Source organism: Bacillus mesophilum (genome assembly GCF_008923265.1).
In the GTDB taxonomy this organism is placed as follows: domain Bacteria; phylum Bacillota; class Bacilli; order Bacillales; family Cytobacillaceae; genus Cytobacillus; species Cytobacillus mesophilum.
Genome location: NZ_WBOT01000007.1, coordinates 1 through 16,440, shown reverse-complemented (window position 1 = coordinate 16,440; position 16,440 = coordinate 1). Strand labels below are relative to the sequence as shown.

Here is a 16,440-nt window from a genome sequence, read left to right as displayed (position 1 = left end):
GAGGTACCGGATGATTACAAAACCGCAAAAACGCATTTCAAAGAGAGGCTTAAAGGTATGGCGAATTGCGGGCGCCATTCATTCTATCCTTGCTTTTTTAGCTGCCGGGGGAGCTATTGCCCTAACCATTATTTTTGATTGGCCTTTTTGGATTATTGGAGCAGCGCTTATTTTTTTCGCTGCCTATGCCTATGTGTTTATTATGTTAATTCCAAGTTTAAGGTGGAAACGCTGGCGCTATGAAGTAAGGGAAAATGAAATCGAGGTTCAGCATGGTGTATTCGTTATTAAAAGCACATTGATCCCAATGATACGTGTGCAGCATGTAGATACACAGCAAGGCCCCATCCTGCGCAAATACCGATTAGCTACAGTAGCTATTTCGACTGCGGCGACTGTTCACGAAATTCCTGCTCTTGATGTGGATGAAGCAGAGCAACTGCGATTTTTCATTTCAAATTTAGCAAGGGTGGCAGCAGATGATGTCTGAACCAAAAAGACTTCATCCGATTGCCGCAGTGGCAAATTTTTTACAAAGTCTTAAGGAATTGCTGCTGCCCGTCTTTGTCCTTATTATATTCGGGGGTGAGGGAGTATTCTTTCAATTTATTACCTCTGGAATTGTGATTCTCCTGCTATTGCTTTCAGGTATTATTAGATGGCTGCGGTTCACTTATCGAATTGAAGAAGGTGAACTGCGTATAGAATCAGGGGTTTTTGTCCGCAAGAAAAGGTATATTCCTTTTGAAAGGATCCAAAGCTTGGATACATCAGAAGGCATTCTTCAGCGTCCATTTAACTTGGTCAAAATGAAGGTTGAAACAGCTGGCTCAAGTGGAAAAGGTGATGCAGAGGCGGTTTTGACAGCCATTAACAAGCAAGAAGCTTCGCTCATACAGCAGGCTCTTCTGCATTCTAAAGGTCAAGCATCGGCTGCGGGTGATGACGGGGACCTGTCCGCAGAGCCTAAAGAAGATATTGTATACAAAATTTCACCAGGGGAGCTGCTGCTGCTTTCATCCACTTCTGGCGGTGCTGGGGTAGTAATTTCTGCTGTAGTGGCTTTCATCCTGCAGCTTGATGAAGTACTTCCATATGAACGGATTTTTGTTCAATTTGAACATTTTATTAAAAACGGAATCCTATTTATAAGTATTGTCATTTTTATTATTTTCTTTATCGCATGGCTAATTGCACTTATCGGTTCTTTATTTAAGTATGCTGATTTTACAGTGAAGAAAGTGGATGATGATTTAATTATTACAAGAGGTTTGCTGGAAAAACGGCAATTTACAATTCCGTTTAACCGGATTCAAGCAGTTAAGATAACGGAAAACTTACTGCGGCAGCCTTTTGGATTTGCCAGTGTATATGTGGAAAGTGCAGGGGGTTCCCTGCAGAATGCAAGCAGTTCGAGTGTTTTGCTGCTGCCTATTACAAAAAAAAGCCGCATTGCAGACATCTTAAAACCATACCTGACAGATTATGCTTTTGAACCGATATTAACGCCGGCGCCTCGCAGATCATGTGTACGGTACCTATTTCGCGGGTTCCTGACATCTATTTTGCCAATCGTTTTGCCGCTTCTTTTTTTCAGACCTTGGGGGTATTTTGCTCTTCTTTTGTTGCCGTTCTCTCTTTTTCTTTCTTATTTAAAATATAAGGATGCGGGATGGGGAATAGATGGGCAGCAATTAACATTGCGGTACCGCGGTCTCCTTAAAAATACGGTATTTATGAAGAAGAATCGTATTCAAAAGCTATCAATGGAACAGAGTTATTTTCAAGAAAGAGCCGATTTGGCAACTGCGGATGCAGCAGTCATGTCAGGTTTTGGCGGAAGCGGCGGCACTGTCGCTGACTTGGAAAAACGAGATGTACAGCAGGTATACGAATGGTATTCGTATACTGAAATAGCGGAGGATCGATTGTAATTTACACTAAAAATGATGCTGAAACACAAAAATACCCGAGCGAATAGAAGATATTTTCAAGTCATCTCCTATCTTGCGTTCGGGTTTTTTTGTGGAGCAAGGCCAATTAATGATTTGAGTTTAGCTGAGTCCTGCCTATTTTTTAAGAGTAGCAGCGCCAATTAAAAACCCAGCAAGCAGCCCGAATAAATGCCCGGTAATATTGATGTTTGACTGCATGAACGTCATAATGACAGCAATAACAGTAATGGTGATAATCAGCTGTTTATTTTCGTTTGATAAAAGATCTTTACGGAAAGCAATGATTGATGCGAAAAAGCCAAATAAGCCAAAAATAGCTCCGCTTGCCCCAACATGTATATACGTTAAAGGCTCAATCAGCAGCGTGGCGAGATTGGCTGCAATTCCAGCCGTCAAATATAAGAGTACAAACTTCCCTTTCCCAAGCATTCTTTCTAATACAGGTCCGAATAGAATGAGAGAAAAACTATTGAATAGGACATGAGCAAAGCCGCTATGCATAAAAATGGGGGTAAGTATTCGCCAATACTCGCCGTTTACAATATAAAGATTTACTCCAGCGAAGCGTTCCATCAGCCAGCCAGGTGGAAAAATCGGCAATGCTGTCAGAAGATAGAGTACAATGTGAATGGCAATAATAGTTGAAATGACAGGATAGTAGCGGATAAATTCTTTAAAACTTTCCGTTCTTACAAACATGGATAGCCCCCTTAAAATTCGTTATGAGTCCCTTAAGTGATTTAGTATCATAATAGCCCGAATTGGCTGTTTCAGCACCTTTTTTGCATGAAAGAATAAGGAGGAAAAAAGATGATAACAGGAATCGGCATAGATATTGTTGAATTGCATAGAATTCAAAAGCTTGTGGACAAGCAGCAAAAATTTGCACTGAGAATCCTGACCCACTCAGAATTTCAGCAATTTGAGCAGCTGCACGGTAAGCGTCAGGTTGAATTTCTGGCAGGCAGATTTGCTGCTAAAGAAGCATATTCTAAGGCAATCGGAACAGGGATCGGCAGTGACCTCTCCTTTCAGGATATAGAAATAGCCAAAGATGAGAGAGGTAAACCATCCATCATGAAACCGATTCAGCATGGTGTCCACCTTTCTATTTCTCATAGTAAAGACTATGCAGTCGCACAGGTTATTATTGAAGATTAATAATGAAATTAAGTAAGAACTAAAAAAGTCTCCCATTTTAAATGCTAAGTTTGAAACATACTCAAATGAAAAAATAAAAGCTTGTCATTCCTCCTAGCATATTTCCTAAGGTTGTCTCATATATTCGTAGTGCGTAGAAGAGACAAGGCCAAGGAAACGCATAAGGCGAAAAGCCGAATCGAGACAAAAGGGGTTGAAGGAATGAAGAAGAGGTTGTTGCTGCTGCTTGCCGGTCTGGGTATTGTTTTGACTTTAGCAGCCTGTGGCACGAAATCACAGGAGGATGTTACAAAAGATCTTAGCAAAAAAGTGGAAGAGGCTGAGAGCTATAAGGCAAAAGCGAAGATGACACTGCAGATGGGCACAGATCCGCAAACATATGATATTGAGGTTTGGCACAAAGACCCTTCCTATTATCGTGTGAATTTAGTCAATGCCCAAAAGGAACAAAGTCAAATGATCCTTCGCAATGAAGAAGGGGTGTTTGTATTAACGCCTGCCTTAAATAAAAGTTTCAAGTTCCAAAGTGAATGGCCTGAAAACAGCAGCCAAGCGTATTTATATGAGTCACTGGTCAAGGATATTTTAGAAGATCAGGAAGCTAAATTTACGGCTAAGGAAGATCAGTATGTTTTTGAAACAAAAACAAGATATCAAAACAGCCAAATGCTTCCGACTCAGGAAATTACTCTGAAGAAATCAGATTTATCACCAGTGAGTGTTAAAGTAATGGATACCGAAGGAAATGCTCTTGTAACCGTTGATTTCACAGAAGTGAAATTCAATGAAAAACTAGATCAAAGCGACTTTGATATGCAGAAGAATATGACTCGTGCTCAGCTTAATACGGTTCCAGTTTTAGCAGAAAATGAGTCTGATGAATTTTCTGTTATGTATCCTGAATATGAACTTCCAGGTGTCGAGCTTCAGGAAACAGCCGTTGATACTGAAGATGGAAAACGAGTTATCTTAACCTATAAAGGCGAGAAGTCCTATACGTTAATCCAAGAAAAAGCAGTTGCTATGGAGACATCCAGCATGGCGACTTCCGTAAGCGGAGAGCCTGTTGATCTTGGCTTTACAATCGGCGCTATGACTGATAATACAATCTCCTGGACATATCAGGGAGTTGAATATATGCTTGCTTCCAATGATTTAACGGAAGAAGAAATGCTTTCGGTTGCTCAATCCGTTCAAGGTGACGTAGTAAAATAAGAAGGCAGGCTGGTTTCAGTCTGCTAAAGCAGACAGGCTGTTTAATAGCAGCCTGTTCTTTTTGTGCTGATATTCAAATAAGCAAAAAACTCTCCTGTTTTCCACGAAATGATTAAGATCAATGAAATAGAAGGAAGTCACCCGTTTATATTTCACAGATTTTAATATAGGATATATAAAACCTTTTGCAGACACAATGTGCTGCAGATTGGGCAGCCTAATTGGCTGAACAGTGGTGGCGGAAAACAGAGCTGCCTGTTTTGTGCATAAATAAGAAGATTCCTTATCATTTCTTGACATTCCCCCTGCAAGAGACTGATAATTTAACATAATATTTTAAGGGAAGAATGAGGAAGTGAAGGTATGGAAATGGATAAGAATCAATTTTTCAGAGATACTTGGGCAGAAATAAATCTTGATAAGATAACATATAATGTAGAGGCAATGAAGAAGCATGTTCAAAAAGGGACGAAAATAATGGCGGTTGTTAAAGCGAATGCCTATGGGCATGGAGATTTAACGATCGCTAAAACAGCCTTAAAGGCAGGTGCCGAATATTTGGCTGTTGCAACGCTGGATGAAGCATTTGCTCTTAGAAAATCAGGCATTACAGCTCCGATCCTTGTATTAGGCGCAAGCAGACCGGAACATGCATGTTTTGCGGCAAAGGAAAATATTGCTCTTACCATTTTCCAAAGCGACTGGCTTCAAAAAGCAAAAGCCTATTTACATGATTGTCCTTCTCTTCGAATTCACGTCAAGTTTGATACGGGGATGGGGAGAATTGGCATCACTTCACAGGAAGAATGGGCAAAGATCGAGAGTGTGCTGATGGATGACGATCTGTTTACATTTGAAGGTATTTTCACGCACTTTGCCACGGCGGATGAACTGGAGACAGAATATTTTTCAAAGCAGCTGCAGCAATTTGATGAGATGCTCTCATGGATAAAAGATCTTCCTCCGCTGATCCACGCAAGTAATAGTGCAGCGGGATTAAGATTCGCCCGAGCTCATTTTAATGTAGCGCGGTTAGGGATTGCTATGTATGGACTGACACCTTCGACAGAGATGGAAAAGGTACTGCCTTTCCCTTTAAATGAAGCATTTTCACTCCATAGCAAGCTAATCCACGTCAAAAGACTGAATAAAGGTGATAAAGTAAGCTACGGAGCGACTTACACGGCAGAGCAGGATGAATGGATTGGAACACTTCCAATTGGCTATGCAGATGGCTGGATCCGGAAATTACAGGGGCAGGAAGTACTTGTAAATGGGCAAAGGGTTCCAATTGTTGGAAGGATCTGCATGGATCAATGTATGGTGAGACTTCCATATCAAATGGAAGTTGGCACCACGGTTACCCTGATTGGCGAGCAGGGCGATGAAATAATTCCGGTGAACGAAATTGCTGCAAAGCTTGATACCATCAACTATGAAGTTACTTGCTTAATTTCAAGAAGAATACCAAGGGTGTATAAGCGAGATGGCAGCATCATAGAAATTAGAAATGATGTTTTATTATAAAGAATGGCTTTATTTTTCTAATTCCTTGAATAAAATCTTATTTTCTTAGCAGATAATACAGAAGAATTGATGAAGAGTCTTTGCAATTGCCCGGAATAATGGTACTATTAGAAATGGTAGATATAAAATGGTGTAGCGATGGTGGAGGTGTATGTTTGTGTCTGAGTCCAGCACAACAACAGAGATTATGGTGGAGCTGCCGCAGCAGCTTTTGACCGAGTTAGACGGCTTTGTAAAGCAGGAAAACGTTAATCGGAGTGAACTCATTTATCAAGCGACCAAAATGTATTTGCGTGAACGGAAAAAAAGACAGATTCGCGAATCCATGAGACGCGGCTATATGGAAATGGCAAAAATAAATTTGACGATTGCATCTGAAGCATTTCAAGCGGAATATGAGGCAGAACACACAGTTGAACGTCTTGTAAGCGGAGGCTAATAAATTGATTGTCAAACGTGGTGACGTTTATTTTGCAGACCTATCCCCAGTTGTTGGTTCCGAACAAGGCGGCGTACGTCCAGTATTGGTCATCCAAAACGACATCGGGAATCGGTTTAGTCCCACAGTAATTATTGCAGCAATAACGGCCCAGATCCAGAAAGCAAAGCTGCCTACTCACGTTGAAATTGATGCGAAACGTTATGGGTTTGAAAGGGATTCAGTCATCCTCTTAGAACAGATTCGTACAATTGATAAACAGCGCTTAACCGATAAGATTACCCATCTCGATGACGAAATGATGGAGAAAGTGGATGAAGCCCTGCAAATAAGTTTAGGACTCATCGAATTTTAATTATAAATGTGATCGCTCCATAGCAGGGGGCGATTTTTTTTTTTGATGACTTAAAAATGAAGGTTTTATAATAGGAAGAAAAGAATATATGGTTAGAGATTTTTGGCTCATTTCAGTAGAATATAAGTAAAGATAGTTGAATAGATGCTTTATGAGAAAATAACGCAAAAAAGGTTTAACTTATAAGCAATGCGGGTATATAAAAAAGTCATAACTATCATTTATTTCCACTTACGAAATATAAGTAATGAATTTGTTATAAAACTACATATATGTTTATTCTTTTACAAATTTTGAGTTTGTTTTACAATGCCAAGTATTGGGAAAGTGCATATTCTTTATATGATAAAATGGGGAGGACATGATGAATAACGAAATCTTAAATTATATTCAAGAACATAAAGATCAAATATTCAATGATTGGAAAGAAAGCTTGAAAGAAAATGGAGATGACCGTGTTGTTAAAGTTGTTTCTGATCAAGTGTTTAATTCCACCAGCTATGAATTTATTGATGTCATTATTGCCAGTGTGAAAAGTTCCACTGAGGAATTCACTGCAAGGTTATCGGATTTTTCGGAAAAAATCGTTCGTCTTGGCTGGCCGCTTAGTTTTGTCACAAAGGCACTGAATCTCTTTGAAAAAATTGTTTTTAATAAAATGCAGGATGACGGAATTGTAAACGTCGAAAATCAAATGGAGGCCGTTTTTGAATTTGACCGCTGGATGAATCCGATGGTGAACGAGATGGTCAATATGTATTCTTCGACCTGGGAAAGAACAGTTTCAATGCAAAAAATAGCTCTTCAGGAGTTATCTGCTCCGCTTATTCCCGTATTTGACAATATAACGGTGATGCCATTAGTTGGAACGATAGATACTGAGAGAGCGAAACAGATTATGGAGAACCTTCTTCAAGGAACAGTCAAGCACCGTTCGGAAGTTGTGTTAATTGATATTACGGGTGTGCCTGTTGTAGACACAATGGTGGCACATCATATTATACAGGCTGCAGATGCAGTAAGGCTCGTAGGTGCAAAATGTATGATCGTTGGCATTCGTCCAGAGATCGCTCAAACGATTGTGAATCTAGGAATTGACTTAAATCAAATTACGACCAAAAATACGCTGAAAAAAGGTGTAGAAGCTGCACTTGAGATAACAAAAAGAAAAATTGTTAAGGTGGAGGAAGCAGAGTGAGAAGTCCAAGAATTCCTATTTTAAAACTGCATAACTGCCTGCTTGTATCCATTCAATGGGAGTTGGATGATAAAACAGCACTGCAATTTCAAGAGGATTTACTGAATAAAATCCATGTTACAAGCGCAAATGGAGTTGTTATTGATTTAACATCCATTGATTTTATAGACTCTTTTATTGCTAAGGTACTTGGCGATGTAATAGATATGTCCAAACTGATGGGAGCTAAAGTTGTCATTACTGGCATTCAGCCTGCTGTTGCTATTACGCTCATTGAACTGGGCATTGGATTGAATGATGTCCTTACTGCCATTGATCTAGAAAAAGGTTTGGAGAAACTACAACAGGAATTGGGGGAGTAACCATGGAAAACCAATCCTGCGTAAAGATCATTAACGAATGGGACATTGTTGCAGCACGGCAGCTGGGACGGAATGTTGCAAAAGACCTTGGTTTCGGTACGGTCGATCAGGCGAGGATAACTACAGCAATTAGTGAGCTTGCACGGAATATTTATTTATATGCCGGCCAAGGTCAAGTGTGCATCGAAAAGATATACGACGGGGGAAAAGCAGGGTTGCGGATATTGGCAGCGGACAGCGGTCCCGGGATCAGTGATTTGCGTCAAGTTATGGAAGATGGTTATTCCACTTCAGGTGGACTTGGAGCTGGACTGCCTGGAGTAAAGCGGTTAATGGACGAATTTGTCATTGACTCAGAACCTGGAAAAGGGACAGATATAAAAGCAACCAAATGGCTCCGTTAGGGGGAGTATAAATGGATTTTCGAGAAATAATTGCGGATAAATACCGAGATATTCTCGTTAATTATCTTAAAGACCAATCGGAGCAATCATTATATAGCAGTCAAAAATTCAGCCGGAAATCAATTGAACATATGATTTCGCCTGAGGAGATTATAAGTATTCATAAACAGCTAATCGTAGAACTATTTCCTGATATAGAGCCTGAAATTGCTCATTCATTTGACATTCTTTTAGAGGTAATGGTTGGGTATGGTTTTGCGCTGCGGGAGCATCAAAATTTAAAGCATATCCAGCAGGAGCTTAGAAGTGAAATGGAGATTGCTGCAAATGTCCAGAAAACACTATTGGGGACATCGATCCCAAACATTGATTGTCTAGATATCGGGGCGATTAGTGTGCCTGCCAAACATATGAATGGAGACTACCATCATTTTGTGCAGGATGAAAACAATAGCGTAAGTATTGCCATTGCAGATGTTATTGGGAAAGGTCTCCCGGCTGCATTATGTATGTCCATGATAAAGTATGCGATGGATAGTTTACCCGAAAATAGAAAGAATCCAAGGGATGTCCTCGAAAATTTAAATCGCGTTGTTGAACAGAACGTTGACCTAACGATGTTTATTACCATGTTTTATGGAATATACGATACAGAAAAACACGTGTTTTCATACGCTTCTGCGGGTCATGAACCTTGTTTATTCTACAATGCTGAAAGTGCTGAGTTTACTGAGCTCCCTGCGAAGGGTTTGCTTCTGGGAATCGAAAAGAAGACGAAGTACAGCCAATATGAGCGATCAGTTGATGTTGGAGACATGATCATTCTTATGTCTGATGGTGTGACGGAATGCCGAACCGAGGATGGTTTTATAGAAAGGGAATCGCTGCTTGAACTCATTAAGAAATTCATCCATTTAGAGGCACAGGACATTGTGACTAGTGTTTATAAAGAGCTTGAGAAAATGCAGGATTTGCAGCTGCGTGATGACTTTACTTTAATTATTTTTAAAAGAAAGGTTTAACGCAGCCCAGATCGGGGTAATTAAGAGCATGGAGAAGACATGTATAAAGGTGGGTCTAGTATGAATATTACTATAGACGTTAAGGAAAATGAGAAGCTGGTTGAAGTAAAAGTAAGCGGAGAAATTGATGCATATACAGCACCTAAACTCCGTGAAAATCTCTTTCCGCTAGCTGAAAAGGAAGGCGTCCAAATGGTTGTGAACTTATCGGATGTTTCCTACATGGATAGTACAGGTTTAGGCGTTTTTGTTGGTGTTTTTAAAAACGTCCGTGCAAATAATGGAGAATTTAAGATCATTGGTTTATCAGATAGGCTAAAAAGACTTTTTGAGATTACTGGCTTAGCCGACATAATTGATATTAACACCCAGATTGAAGGTGGAGTACAATGAACGAACCATTCGATTATATTGAAATGAAAATCCCTGCAAAACCAGAGTTTGTTGGGATTATACGCTTGACGTTATCGGGGATTGCGAGCAGATTGGGCTTTTCCTATGATGAAATAGAAGATTTAAAGATTGCAACGAGTGAAGCCTGCACCAATGCGGTGCAGCACGCGTATAAGCAATCTGACGAAGGTGAAGTCCTAATTGGATTTGGTCTTTATAATGACAAGCTTGAAGTTATGGTGGCTGATAATGGAAAAAGTTTTGACTTTCAGCAGGCGAGAGAAGGGATCGGCCCTTATCATGAGACAGATTCAGTGGAATTTTTACGTGAAGGGGGACTGGGCCTATATCTGATTGAAACATTGATGGATGAAGTTCGAATTCATCATAAAGAGGGTGTGACGGTCTTCATGACTAAATACCTAGAGGGAGAGCAGGTGGAGAGGGATGCAGAAACAATCTCAACCTAATCACAAAACCAAAGAAGAAATTAATCAGCTAATTAAATCCTATCAAGAATATCAGGATGAAGTTGCCCAGAATACACTCGTATTACAATACAAAAATTTAGTAGAGTCGATTGCCCGAAAGTATTCTAAGGGAAGGTCTTACCATGAAGATATCGTACAAGTCGGTATTATCGGTCTTCTTGGTGCGATCCGCCGCTATGATGAATCTTTCGGGAAATCTTTTGAAGCTTTTGCGGTTCCAACGATTATCGGAGAAATTAAACGATTTCTTAGGGATAAAACCTGGAGTGTCCACGTACCACGTCGTATTAAAGAATTAGGTCCAAAAATTAAAACGACGGCTGAAGAATTAACCATACAGCTTCAGCGCTCACCGAGAGTAGATGAAATTGCTGATTATATCGGGGTTTCGGAAGAAGAAGTATTAGAAGCGATGGAGATGGGGAAAAGCTATCAGGCGTTATCAGTTGACCATTCAATTGAAGCAGATTCAGATGGCGGAACCGTTACGCTTCTTGATATTGTCGGAAACGAAGATGATGGATATGAAAAAGTGAATCAAATGCTTGTTTTAGAAAAAGTCCTTCATGTTTTAACTGAACGAGAAAAGCAAATTATTCAATTTACTTACTTGGAGAACTTGAGTCAAAAGGAAGCTGGGGACAAGCTTGGGATTTCGCAAATGCATGTATCCAGATTGCAAAGGAGAGCGATTAAAAAACTCCAAGAGGCAATCCATGCAGAAACGGATAATTCGGAGTGCCTTTCATGACAGAAAGGTTAAACGATAAGGTTGAAGTCGTTGCGTTTCAAACGGCAAAAAAAGGCAAGGATTATTGTGGTGACAGCTATTACTATGTAGCTACTGATGAATACTATATATGTGTACTGGCAGATGGCCTTGGGAGCGGACAGTATGCAAATGAAGCTTCTGCAGCTGTAACAGATATAGTAGAAAAACATCACAACATGGATGTTGATTCATTAATGAAACTCTGTAATCAGGCACTGCTTCAAAAAAGGGGAGCAGCTGTTTCGATATTTAAGTTCTCTTTTGCAGAGAAAGAACTTACATACAGCTGTGTAGGCAATATTCGCTTCTTTTTGTATTCTCAATCCGAAAAGCTCACGTATCCATTGCCGGTGACAGGGTATTTGTCAGGCAGAAAACAAATCTTCAATACCCAGCGGTTTAAATACGAAGACAAATCTAAATTTCTTGTATACTCAGACGGAATTAATATAACTGGAGTTAAAAGTTTACTCAAACCATTTGTGCCGATCTGCCATATTGCTGAAACAATAAAAAAGGAAAGTGCCACAAATGATGACGATGCTACATTTATTATTGGAAGCCTGCTCTAATGAGAGCGGGTTTTTTTGTGTAATCAGAAGTATGTGTGAAGTGTGAGTTTAACTAATCCATCATTCACTTTGCAGGTTTGCCAAGCGGCAGAGATCTGTATATTTAACTTGAAGGTAAATAGCCACGAATACAGGGAATATATGAAATCCGCTTCATCTTTTGTTAAAATAAATATTAAAAGCAAAATGTGGAGGAATGGAATTGGAAAATCGACAAGAAATCTTGCAGCAGATTGCGAAAGAAGAAGGACTAACCAATAAACAGGTCAACAGTACAATTGCCCTTCTGGAAGAGGGGAATACAGTTCCTTTCATTTCACGTTACCGTAAAGAAATGACCGGAACCCTTGATGAGGTGCAAATCCGCAATATTATGGAACGCTGGCAATACATACAAAACCTGCAGCAGCGTAAGGTAGAAGTCATCAGATTAATTGATGAGCAAGGAAAACTTACAGAAGAGCTTTCAACATCAATTCAAAAAGCTGCGAAGCTTCAAGAGGTAGAAGACCTTTATCGCCCGTATAAGCAAAAAAGAAGAACGAAGGCAACCATCGCAAAAGAAAAAGGATTAGAGCCATTTGCGAAGTGGCTTGCTGATTTGCCGCAAAATGTGCAAATAGAAAAGAAGGCAAATGAATTCCTGTCAGAGGAACATGAACTGCTTACAGTTGAAGATGTGCTGGCTGGTGCAAAAGAAATTATTGCAGAATGGGTTTCAGACGATGCTGAGAGCAGAAAATGGATACGGCAGGAAACGGCTAAGAACGGAAGAGTTGAATCAAAGCTTAAGAATCAGGAGAACGATGAAAAGAACGTGTTTGAAATGTACTATGAGTATGAGGAGCCGATCAGCAAGATTGTCCCTCATCGTACATTAGCGCTAAACCGCGGTGAAAAAGAAGAAGTGCTGCGAATTAACGTTAAGCCAAATGATGAAGTGGTTGTCGGATATTTATTAAAAAAGTGGATAACTGATGACCGTTCTCCTGCAGCAATCTATCTAAAAGAAGCGGTTGAGGACAGCTATAAACGATTTATTCAGCCATCCATCGAGAGAGAAATACGTGCGGAGCTGACAGAAAAAGCCGAAGAACAGGCAATTCGAATTTTCTCAGAGAATCTTCGCAAGTTATTGCTGCAGCCGCCGCTAAAAGGAAAGGTTGTTCTTGCGGTTGATCCGGCTTATCGGACAGGATGTAAGCTTGCAGTGGTCGACGAAACGGGCAAGGTATTAAAAATAGATGTTATTTATCCGCATCCGCCTGTTTCTAAAAGAAAGGAAGCAAGTTCTAAAGTCGTTGATATCTTAAAAGTATTCCGTGTAGAAATGGTTGCGATTGGTAATGGTACGGCTTCGAGGGAAACAGAGCAATTTATTGCCGATATTTTAAAGGAGATAGATGAAGAGATCTATTACTTAATAGTAAATGAAGCAGGGGCGAGCGTTTATTCCGCATCAGATCTTGCGAGAGAAGAATTTCCTAATCTGCAGGTGGAAGAAAGAAGTGCTGTATCCATCGGGCGCCGCCTTCAAGACCCCCTGGCAGAGCTGGTGAAAATTGATCCGAAATCGGTAGGGGTAGGCCAGTATCAGCATGATGTTTCACAGAAGAAATTGAGTGAATCTTTAACATTTGTTGTTGAGACAGCCGTTAACCAAGTGGGTGTTAACGTCAATACAGCATCTTCTTCATTGCTTCAGTACGTTGCAGGTCTTTCCAAAACAGTAGCAAACAATATCATTAAAAAGCGAGAAGAAGAAGGGAAGTTCCTGCAGCGAAGCCAGCTGAAAAAAATCCCCCGCCTGGGAGCGAAAACGTATGAGCAGGCGATTGGGTTTTTGAGGATCTTAGATGGTTCAGAGCCTCTTGACACCACAAGTATTCACCCGGAATCGTATCCGGAAGTAATGAAATTGCTGCAGAGTTTAGGTTTCTCTACCGCGGATCTCGGGACAACCGCACTTGTTGATGAATTAAAGGGACTAGACATTGAAAAAACGGCTGATGAATTAGGGGTTGGTGTGCCGACACTTAAAGATATTATTGAGGCACTTGTACGTCCTGCCAGAGATCCAAGGGACGATTTAGCGAAACCCTTACTGAAAAAGGATGTACTCCAGCTTGAGGATTTGGAAACAGGAATGGAACTCCAAGGAACAGTCCGCAATGTGGTCGATTTTGGGGCGTTCGTAGATATCGGAGTAAAACAGGATGGGCTTGTTCATATCTCAAAGCTCAGCAAACAGTTCGTCAAGCATCCGCTCAATGTTGTTTCTGTTGGAGATGTTGTGACGGTTTGGGTTGATTCAGTGGATAAAAATAAAGGAAGAGTGGCTTTAACAATGCTTAAGCCTTAATGAGAAAGAGGGTGATTCTGGGCAGTTTGCTTAGGATCACCCTCTTTTCTGTTAGTATGAAATAGCAGTGCCGTATTGGCTGACATAAGAGTAGAAGATATAAGCTCAGCTAGTTGCTTGAATGCCTATTTTATATGAACTTTAAGATATATTAATTTTTTTGTGCAAAATCGAGATAGCAAAAGAATGCAAGGTACTATTAACTGTACTTTTTTCGATAAAAGTACCAGCATTGATTTAATAATTTTATCTGGTACCGATCTTTTTCATAAAAAGCTCGCTGAATTTGATTTTGAAACCATACAGGCATGATGATTCCTCCAATATGTTTCATTCGCAGTTCTCTGGGGTCTTATAATGTATGCTATAATAGGTTGTCATGTTTACAAGTTTAAAAGGGGATTTTCAAATGGAACAAGCAGAATTGCAAAAGCTGGTTGAAACGATATCACTTGAAAGTTTTCAAAAGCCATTTCGGCATAAAGCTTTTTTTAATAACCGCCTTCGGACAACGGGCGGGAGATATATGCTGAGGGATCATCGAATTGAATTAAATAAAAAGTATCTAGAACAATTCGGTGTCGAAGAATTAATTGGCATTATCAAACATGAACTTTGTCATTATCATTTGCATTTAGAAGGCAAAGGATATAAACATCGAGATCAGGATTTCCGGGCATTGATGAAAAAAGTAGGAGCTCCGCGGTTTTGTTCCACATTACCTATGCATACTAGCAAAAGCAGAAAACAAGTTTTGTACCGCTGTAAGAATTGCGGTCACTTATATGAAAGAAGACGAAAGATTGACACACGGAAATATGTTTGCGGCAAATGTAAAGGGAAGTTAGGCTTCGTTAAGGAAACTACTTTAATTGAGCAATAGTATTAAGAAAACAGTCAGGTAAAATATCTTCAAAACATGCTTGACTTTTAAAATAACGGTCATTATAATGTAAAGAGTCGATAAGATGTTAGTGTTATTCCGCAGTAGCTCAGTGGTAGAGCATTCGGCTGTTAACCGAACGGTCGCAGGTTCGAATCCTGCCTGCGGAGCCATTATGGGGAAGTACTCAAGTGGCTGAAGAGGCGCCCCTGCTAAGGGTGTAGGTCGCGTAAGCGGCGCGAGGGTTCAAATCCCTCCTTCTCCGCCAGTTTATTTTTTTTGGCCCGTTGGTCAAGCGGTTAAGACACCGCCCTTTCACGGCGGTAACACGGGTTCGAATCCCGTACGGGTCACTTTAATATACCTGATGCATCACATGGTCCCGTGGTGTAGCGGTTAACATGCCTGCCTGTCACGCAGGAGATCGCGGGTTCGATTCCCGTCGGGACCGCCATTCTAATATTGGGCTATAGCCAAGCGGTAAGGCAACGGACTTTGACTCCGTCATGCGTAGGTTCGAATCCTGCTAGCCCAGCCATTATTTTGAGCCATTAGCTCAGTCGGTAGAGCATCTGACTTTTAATCAGAGGGTCGAAGGTTCGAGTCCTTCATGGCTCACCATTTTCATTTTAATATGCGGGTGTGGCGGAATTGGCAGACGCACCAGACTTAGGATCTGGCGCCGCAAGGCGTGGGGGTTCGACTCCCTTCACCCGCACTTCTACTTTAATCTTAAAAAGTGCTTGCGCTGGATAAAACGTTGTGTTATGATTGATCTTGTCGCTCTTAATGAGCGGTCGTGGCGGAATGGCAGACGCGCTAGGTTGAGGGCCTAGTGGGAGTTAATCCCGTGGAGGTTCAAGTCCTCTCGGCCGCACCAAAAAAAGTTGTTGACAAGAACAAAACGATGTGATAAGATATAAAAGTTGCTTTAGAAATATATGCGCCCGTAGCTCAATTGGATAGAGCGTCTGACTACGGATCAGAAGGTTATGGGTTCGACTCCTTTCGGGCGCGCCATATATACGGGGAGTAGCTCAGCTTGGTAGAGCACTTGGTTTGGGACCAAGGGGTCGCAGGTTCGAATCCTGTCTTCCCGACCATCGAGTCTTCCTAAAGATATCATTATTATAATGCGGGTGTAGTTTAGTGGTAAAACCTCAGCCTTCCAAGCTGATGATGAGGGTTCGATTCCCTTCACCCGCTCCAAAAATTGCTCTTTGAAAACTGAACGAACAATAAAACGTCAACGTTTAAAAAAGATTCTTCGGAATCAACAATGTACATTATGTACACAAGAGCTAATCAACTCTTTCTTGGAGAGTTTGA

Annotated in this window: 19 protein-coding genes and 11 tRNA genes; 28 read left to right on the top strand and 2 right to left on the bottom strand. The window is 40.7% G+C overall.

Going from position 1 to position 16,440, the window contains the following annotated elements:
* Positions 1-10: 10 nt before the first annotated feature.
* Both F7732_RS18125 and F7732_RS18120 read left to right on the top strand, forming a co-directional pair.
* On the top strand, positions 11-490 hold the full coding sequence (locus tag F7732_RS18125) for a PH domain-containing protein (protein WP_151575500.1): 480 nt from the start codon (positions 11-13) through the stop codon (positions 488-490).
* Positions 483-1,934 carry a PH domain-containing protein gene (locus F7732_RS18120; RefSeq protein ID WP_151575499.1) on the top strand — a complete coding sequence of 484 codons (1,452 nt, stop codon included), beginning with the start codon at positions 483-485 and terminating at the stop codon, positions 1,932-1,934. The genes F7732_RS18125 and F7732_RS18120 overlap by 8 nt, the downstream gene beginning before the upstream one ends.
* 135 nt (positions 1,935-2,069) lie before the next feature.
* On the opposite strand, the gene F7732_RS18115 is transcribed toward F7732_RS18120, so the two are convergent.
* On the bottom strand, positions 2,070-2,654 hold the full coding sequence (locus F7732_RS18115) for a rhomboid family intramembrane serine protease (protein WP_151575498.1): 585 nt from the start codon (positions 2,652-2,654) through the stop codon (positions 2,070-2,072).
* A 111-nt stretch (positions 2,655-2,765) separates the two neighbouring features.
* On the opposite strand from F7732_RS18115, the gene acpS reads away from it, so the two are divergent.
* The 14 genes from acpS to F7732_RS18045 all read left to right on the top strand — a co-directional run bounded on the left by acpS (position 2,766) and on the right by F7732_RS18045 (position 14,228).
* Entirely contained in the window at positions 2,766-3,116 is a 351-nt protein-coding gene (gene acpS / locus F7732_RS18110; protein WP_151575497.1) for a holo-ACP synthase, read from the top strand.
* 201 nt (positions 3,117-3,317) lie between these two features.
* Entirely contained in the window at positions 3,318-4,331 is a 1,014-nt protein-coding gene (locus tag F7732_RS18105; RefSeq protein ID WP_151575496.1) for a LolA family protein, read from the top strand.
* Positions 4,332-4,700: 369 nt separating this feature from the next.
* Positions 4,701-5,858 (top strand): alanine racemase, encoded by a 1,158-nt coding sequence (gene alr, locus F7732_RS18100; protein ID WP_420837702.1) that lies wholly within the window; start codon positions 4,701-4,703, stop codon positions 5,856-5,858.
* A 157-nt stretch (positions 5,859-6,015) separates the two neighbouring features.
* Entirely contained in the window at positions 6,016-6,297 is a 282-nt protein-coding gene (locus F7732_RS18095) for a CopG family ribbon-helix-helix protein (RefSeq protein ID WP_066451796.1), read from the top strand.
* Between the two features lie 4 nt (positions 6,298-6,301).
* Positions 6,302-6,652, top strand: coding sequence for a type II toxin-antitoxin system endoribonuclease NdoA (ndoA, locus tag F7732_RS18090; protein WP_019156408.1), 351 nt, complete (start codon positions 6,302-6,304; stop codon positions 6,650-6,652).
* Positions 6,653-7,016: 364 nt separating this feature from the next.
* A complete protein-coding gene (locus F7732_RS18085; protein WP_151575494.1) occupies positions 7,017-7,850 on the top strand; it encodes an RsbT co-antagonist protein RsbRA in 834 nt (277 codons plus the stop codon).
* Positions 7,847-8,212 (top strand): STAS domain-containing protein, encoded by a 366-nt coding sequence (locus tag F7732_RS18080; RefSeq protein ID WP_066450646.1) that lies wholly within the window; start codon positions 7,847-7,849, stop codon positions 8,210-8,212. Before F7732_RS18085 ends, F7732_RS18080 begins: the two co-directional genes overlap by 4 nt.
* A gap of 2 nt (positions 8,213-8,214) precedes the next feature.
* Positions 8,215-8,616 (top strand): anti-sigma regulatory factor, encoded by a 402-nt coding sequence (locus F7732_RS18075; RefSeq protein ID WP_151575493.1) that lies wholly within the window; start codon positions 8,215-8,217, stop codon positions 8,614-8,616.
* An 11-nt stretch (positions 8,617-8,627) separates the two neighbouring features.
* Positions 8,628-9,638 carry a PP2C family protein-serine/threonine phosphatase gene (locus F7732_RS18070; RefSeq protein ID WP_151575492.1) on the top strand — a complete coding sequence of 337 codons (1,011 nt, stop codon included), beginning with the start codon at positions 8,628-8,630 and terminating at the stop codon, positions 9,636-9,638.
* A 60-nt stretch (positions 9,639-9,698) separates the two neighbouring features.
* Entirely contained in the window at positions 9,699-10,031 is a 333-nt protein-coding gene (locus tag F7732_RS18065) for an anti-sigma factor antagonist (RefSeq protein WP_151575491.1), read from the top strand.
* On the top strand, positions 10,028-10,501 hold the full coding sequence (gene rsbW / locus F7732_RS18060) for an anti-sigma B factor RsbW (protein ID WP_151575490.1): 474 nt from the start codon (positions 10,028-10,030) through the stop codon (positions 10,499-10,501). The genes F7732_RS18065 and rsbW overlap by 4 nt, the downstream gene beginning before the upstream one ends.
* The gene (sigB, locus tag F7732_RS18055; RefSeq protein ID WP_151575489.1) at positions 10,479-11,273 is read left to right on the top strand and encodes an RNA polymerase sigma factor SigB; all 795 of its coding nucleotides are present in this window, start codon (positions 10,479-10,481) and stop codon (positions 11,271-11,273) included. Before rsbW ends, sigB begins: the two co-directional genes overlap by 23 nt.
* Positions 11,270-11,866, top strand: a complete 597-nt coding sequence (locus F7732_RS18050; protein WP_151575488.1) for a PP2C family serine/threonine-protein phosphatase — start codon at positions 11,270-11,272, stop codon at positions 11,864-11,866. The genes sigB and F7732_RS18050 overlap by 4 nt, the downstream gene beginning before the upstream one ends.
* A 196-nt stretch (positions 11,867-12,062) precedes the next feature.
* Positions 12,063-14,228 carry a Tex family protein gene (locus F7732_RS18045; RefSeq protein WP_151575487.1) on the top strand — a complete coding sequence of 722 codons (2,166 nt, stop codon included), beginning with the start codon at positions 12,063-12,065 and terminating at the stop codon, positions 14,226-14,228.
* A 199-nt stretch (positions 14,229-14,427) separates the two neighbouring features.
* Here F7732_RS18045 and cmpA read toward each other — a convergent pair whose 3' ends face one another.
* Positions 14,428-14,538 carry a cortex morphogenetic protein CmpA gene (cmpA, locus tag F7732_RS18040; RefSeq protein ID WP_151575486.1) on the bottom strand — a complete coding sequence of 37 codons (111 nt, stop codon included), beginning with the start codon at positions 14,536-14,538 and terminating at the stop codon, positions 14,428-14,430.
* 99 nt (positions 14,539-14,637) lie between these two features.
* On the opposite strand from cmpA, the gene F7732_RS18035 reads away from it, so the two are divergent.
* The 12 genes from F7732_RS18035 to F7732_RS17980 all read left to right on the top strand — a co-directional run bounded on the left by F7732_RS18035 (position 14,638) and on the right by F7732_RS17980 (position 16,320).
* Positions 14,638-15,111 carry a SprT family protein gene (locus F7732_RS18035; RefSeq protein ID WP_151575485.1) on the top strand — a complete coding sequence of 158 codons (474 nt, stop codon included), beginning with the start codon at positions 14,638-14,640 and terminating at the stop codon, positions 15,109-15,111.
* Positions 15,112-15,209: 98 nt separating this feature from the next.
* Positions 15,210-15,284 (top strand) — tRNA-Asn (locus F7732_RS18030).
* A gap of 4 nt (positions 15,285-15,288) precedes the next feature.
* A tRNA-Ser gene (locus tag F7732_RS18025) sits at positions 15,289-15,379 on the top strand.
* A 13-nt stretch (positions 15,380-15,392) separates the two neighbouring features.
* A tRNA-Glu gene (locus F7732_RS18020) sits at positions 15,393-15,464 on the top strand.
* 25 nt (positions 15,465-15,489) lie between these two features.
* Positions 15,490-15,565, top strand: a tRNA-Asp gene (locus F7732_RS18015).
* A gap of 9 nt (positions 15,566-15,574) precedes the next feature.
* Positions 15,575-15,649 (top strand) — tRNA-Gln (locus F7732_RS18010).
* A 7-nt stretch (positions 15,650-15,656) separates the two neighbouring features.
* Positions 15,657-15,732, top strand: a tRNA-Lys gene (locus F7732_RS18005).
* Between the two features lie 15 nt (positions 15,733-15,747).
* Positions 15,748-15,829, top strand: a tRNA-Leu gene (locus tag F7732_RS18000).
* A gap of 75 nt (positions 15,830-15,904) precedes the next feature.
* Positions 15,905-15,991 (top strand) — tRNA-Leu (locus F7732_RS17995).
* A 63-nt stretch (positions 15,992-16,054) separates the two neighbouring features.
* Positions 16,055-16,131: transfer RNA gene (locus F7732_RS17990), tRNA-Arg, on the top strand.
* A 6-nt stretch (positions 16,132-16,137) separates the two neighbouring features.
* Positions 16,138-16,214: transfer RNA gene (locus F7732_RS17985), tRNA-Pro, on the top strand.
* Positions 16,215-16,246: 32 nt separating this feature from the next.
* Positions 16,247-16,320 (top strand) — tRNA-Gly (locus F7732_RS17980).
* Positions 16,321-16,440 lie beyond the last annotated feature (120 nt).

Excerpts from the sequence above, each read along its gene's own strand:
- F7732_RS18050 (WP_151575488.1), top strand. The coding sequence starts at position 11,270 with ATGACAGAAAGGTTAAACGATAAGGTTGAAGTCGTTGCGTTTCAAACG.
- F7732_RS18115 (WP_151575498.1), bottom strand. The coding sequence starts at position 2,654 with ATGTTTGTAAGAACGGAAAGTTTTAAAGAATTTATCCGCTACTATCCT.
- F7732_RS18065 (WP_151575491.1), top strand. The coding sequence starts at position 9,699 with ATGAATATTACTATAGACGTTAAGGAAAATGAGAAGCTGGTTGAAGTA.
- F7732_RS18125 (WP_151575500.1), top strand. The coding sequence starts at position 11 with ATGATTACAAAACCGCAAAAACGCATTTCAAAGAGAGGCTTAAAGGTA.
- F7732_RS18045 (WP_151575487.1), top strand. The coding sequence starts at position 12,063 with ATGGAATTGGAAAATCGACAAGAAATCTTGCAGCAGATTGCGAAAGAA.
- F7732_RS18070 (WP_151575492.1), top strand. The coding sequence starts at position 8,628 with ATGGATTTTCGAGAAATAATTGCGGATAAATACCGAGATATTCTCGTT.
- alr (WP_420837702.1), top strand. The coding sequence starts at position 4,701 with ATGGATAAGAATCAATTTTTCAGAGATACTTGGGCAGAAATAAATCTT.
- F7732_RS18075 (WP_151575493.1), top strand. The coding sequence starts at position 8,215 with ATGGAAAACCAATCCTGCGTAAAGATCATTAACGAATGGGACATTGTT.
- F7732_RS18120 (WP_151575499.1), top strand. The coding sequence starts at position 483 with ATGTCTGAACCAAAAAGACTTCATCCGATTGCCGCAGTGGCAAATTTT.
- acpS (WP_151575497.1), top strand. The coding sequence starts at position 2,766 with ATGATAACAGGAATCGGCATAGATATTGTTGAATTGCATAGAATTCAA.
- rsbW (WP_151575490.1), top strand. The coding sequence starts at position 10,028 with ATGAACGAACCATTCGATTATATTGAAATGAAAATCCCTGCAAAACCA.
- cmpA (WP_151575486.1), bottom strand. The coding sequence starts at position 14,538 with ATGCCTGTATGGTTTCAAAATCAAATTCAGCGAGCTTTTTATGAAAAA.
- sigB (WP_151575489.1), top strand. The coding sequence starts at position 10,479 with ATGCAGAAACAATCTCAACCTAATCACAAAACCAAAGAAGAAATTAAT.
- F7732_RS18085 (WP_151575494.1), top strand. The coding sequence starts at position 7,017 with ATGAATAACGAAATCTTAAATTATATTCAAGAACATAAAGATCAAATA.
- F7732_RS18105 (WP_151575496.1), top strand. The coding sequence starts at position 3,318 with ATGAAGAAGAGGTTGTTGCTGCTGCTTGCCGGTCTGGGTATTGTTTTG.
- F7732_RS18035 (WP_151575485.1), top strand. The coding sequence starts at position 14,638 with ATGGAACAAGCAGAATTGCAAAAGCTGGTTGAAACGATATCACTTGAA.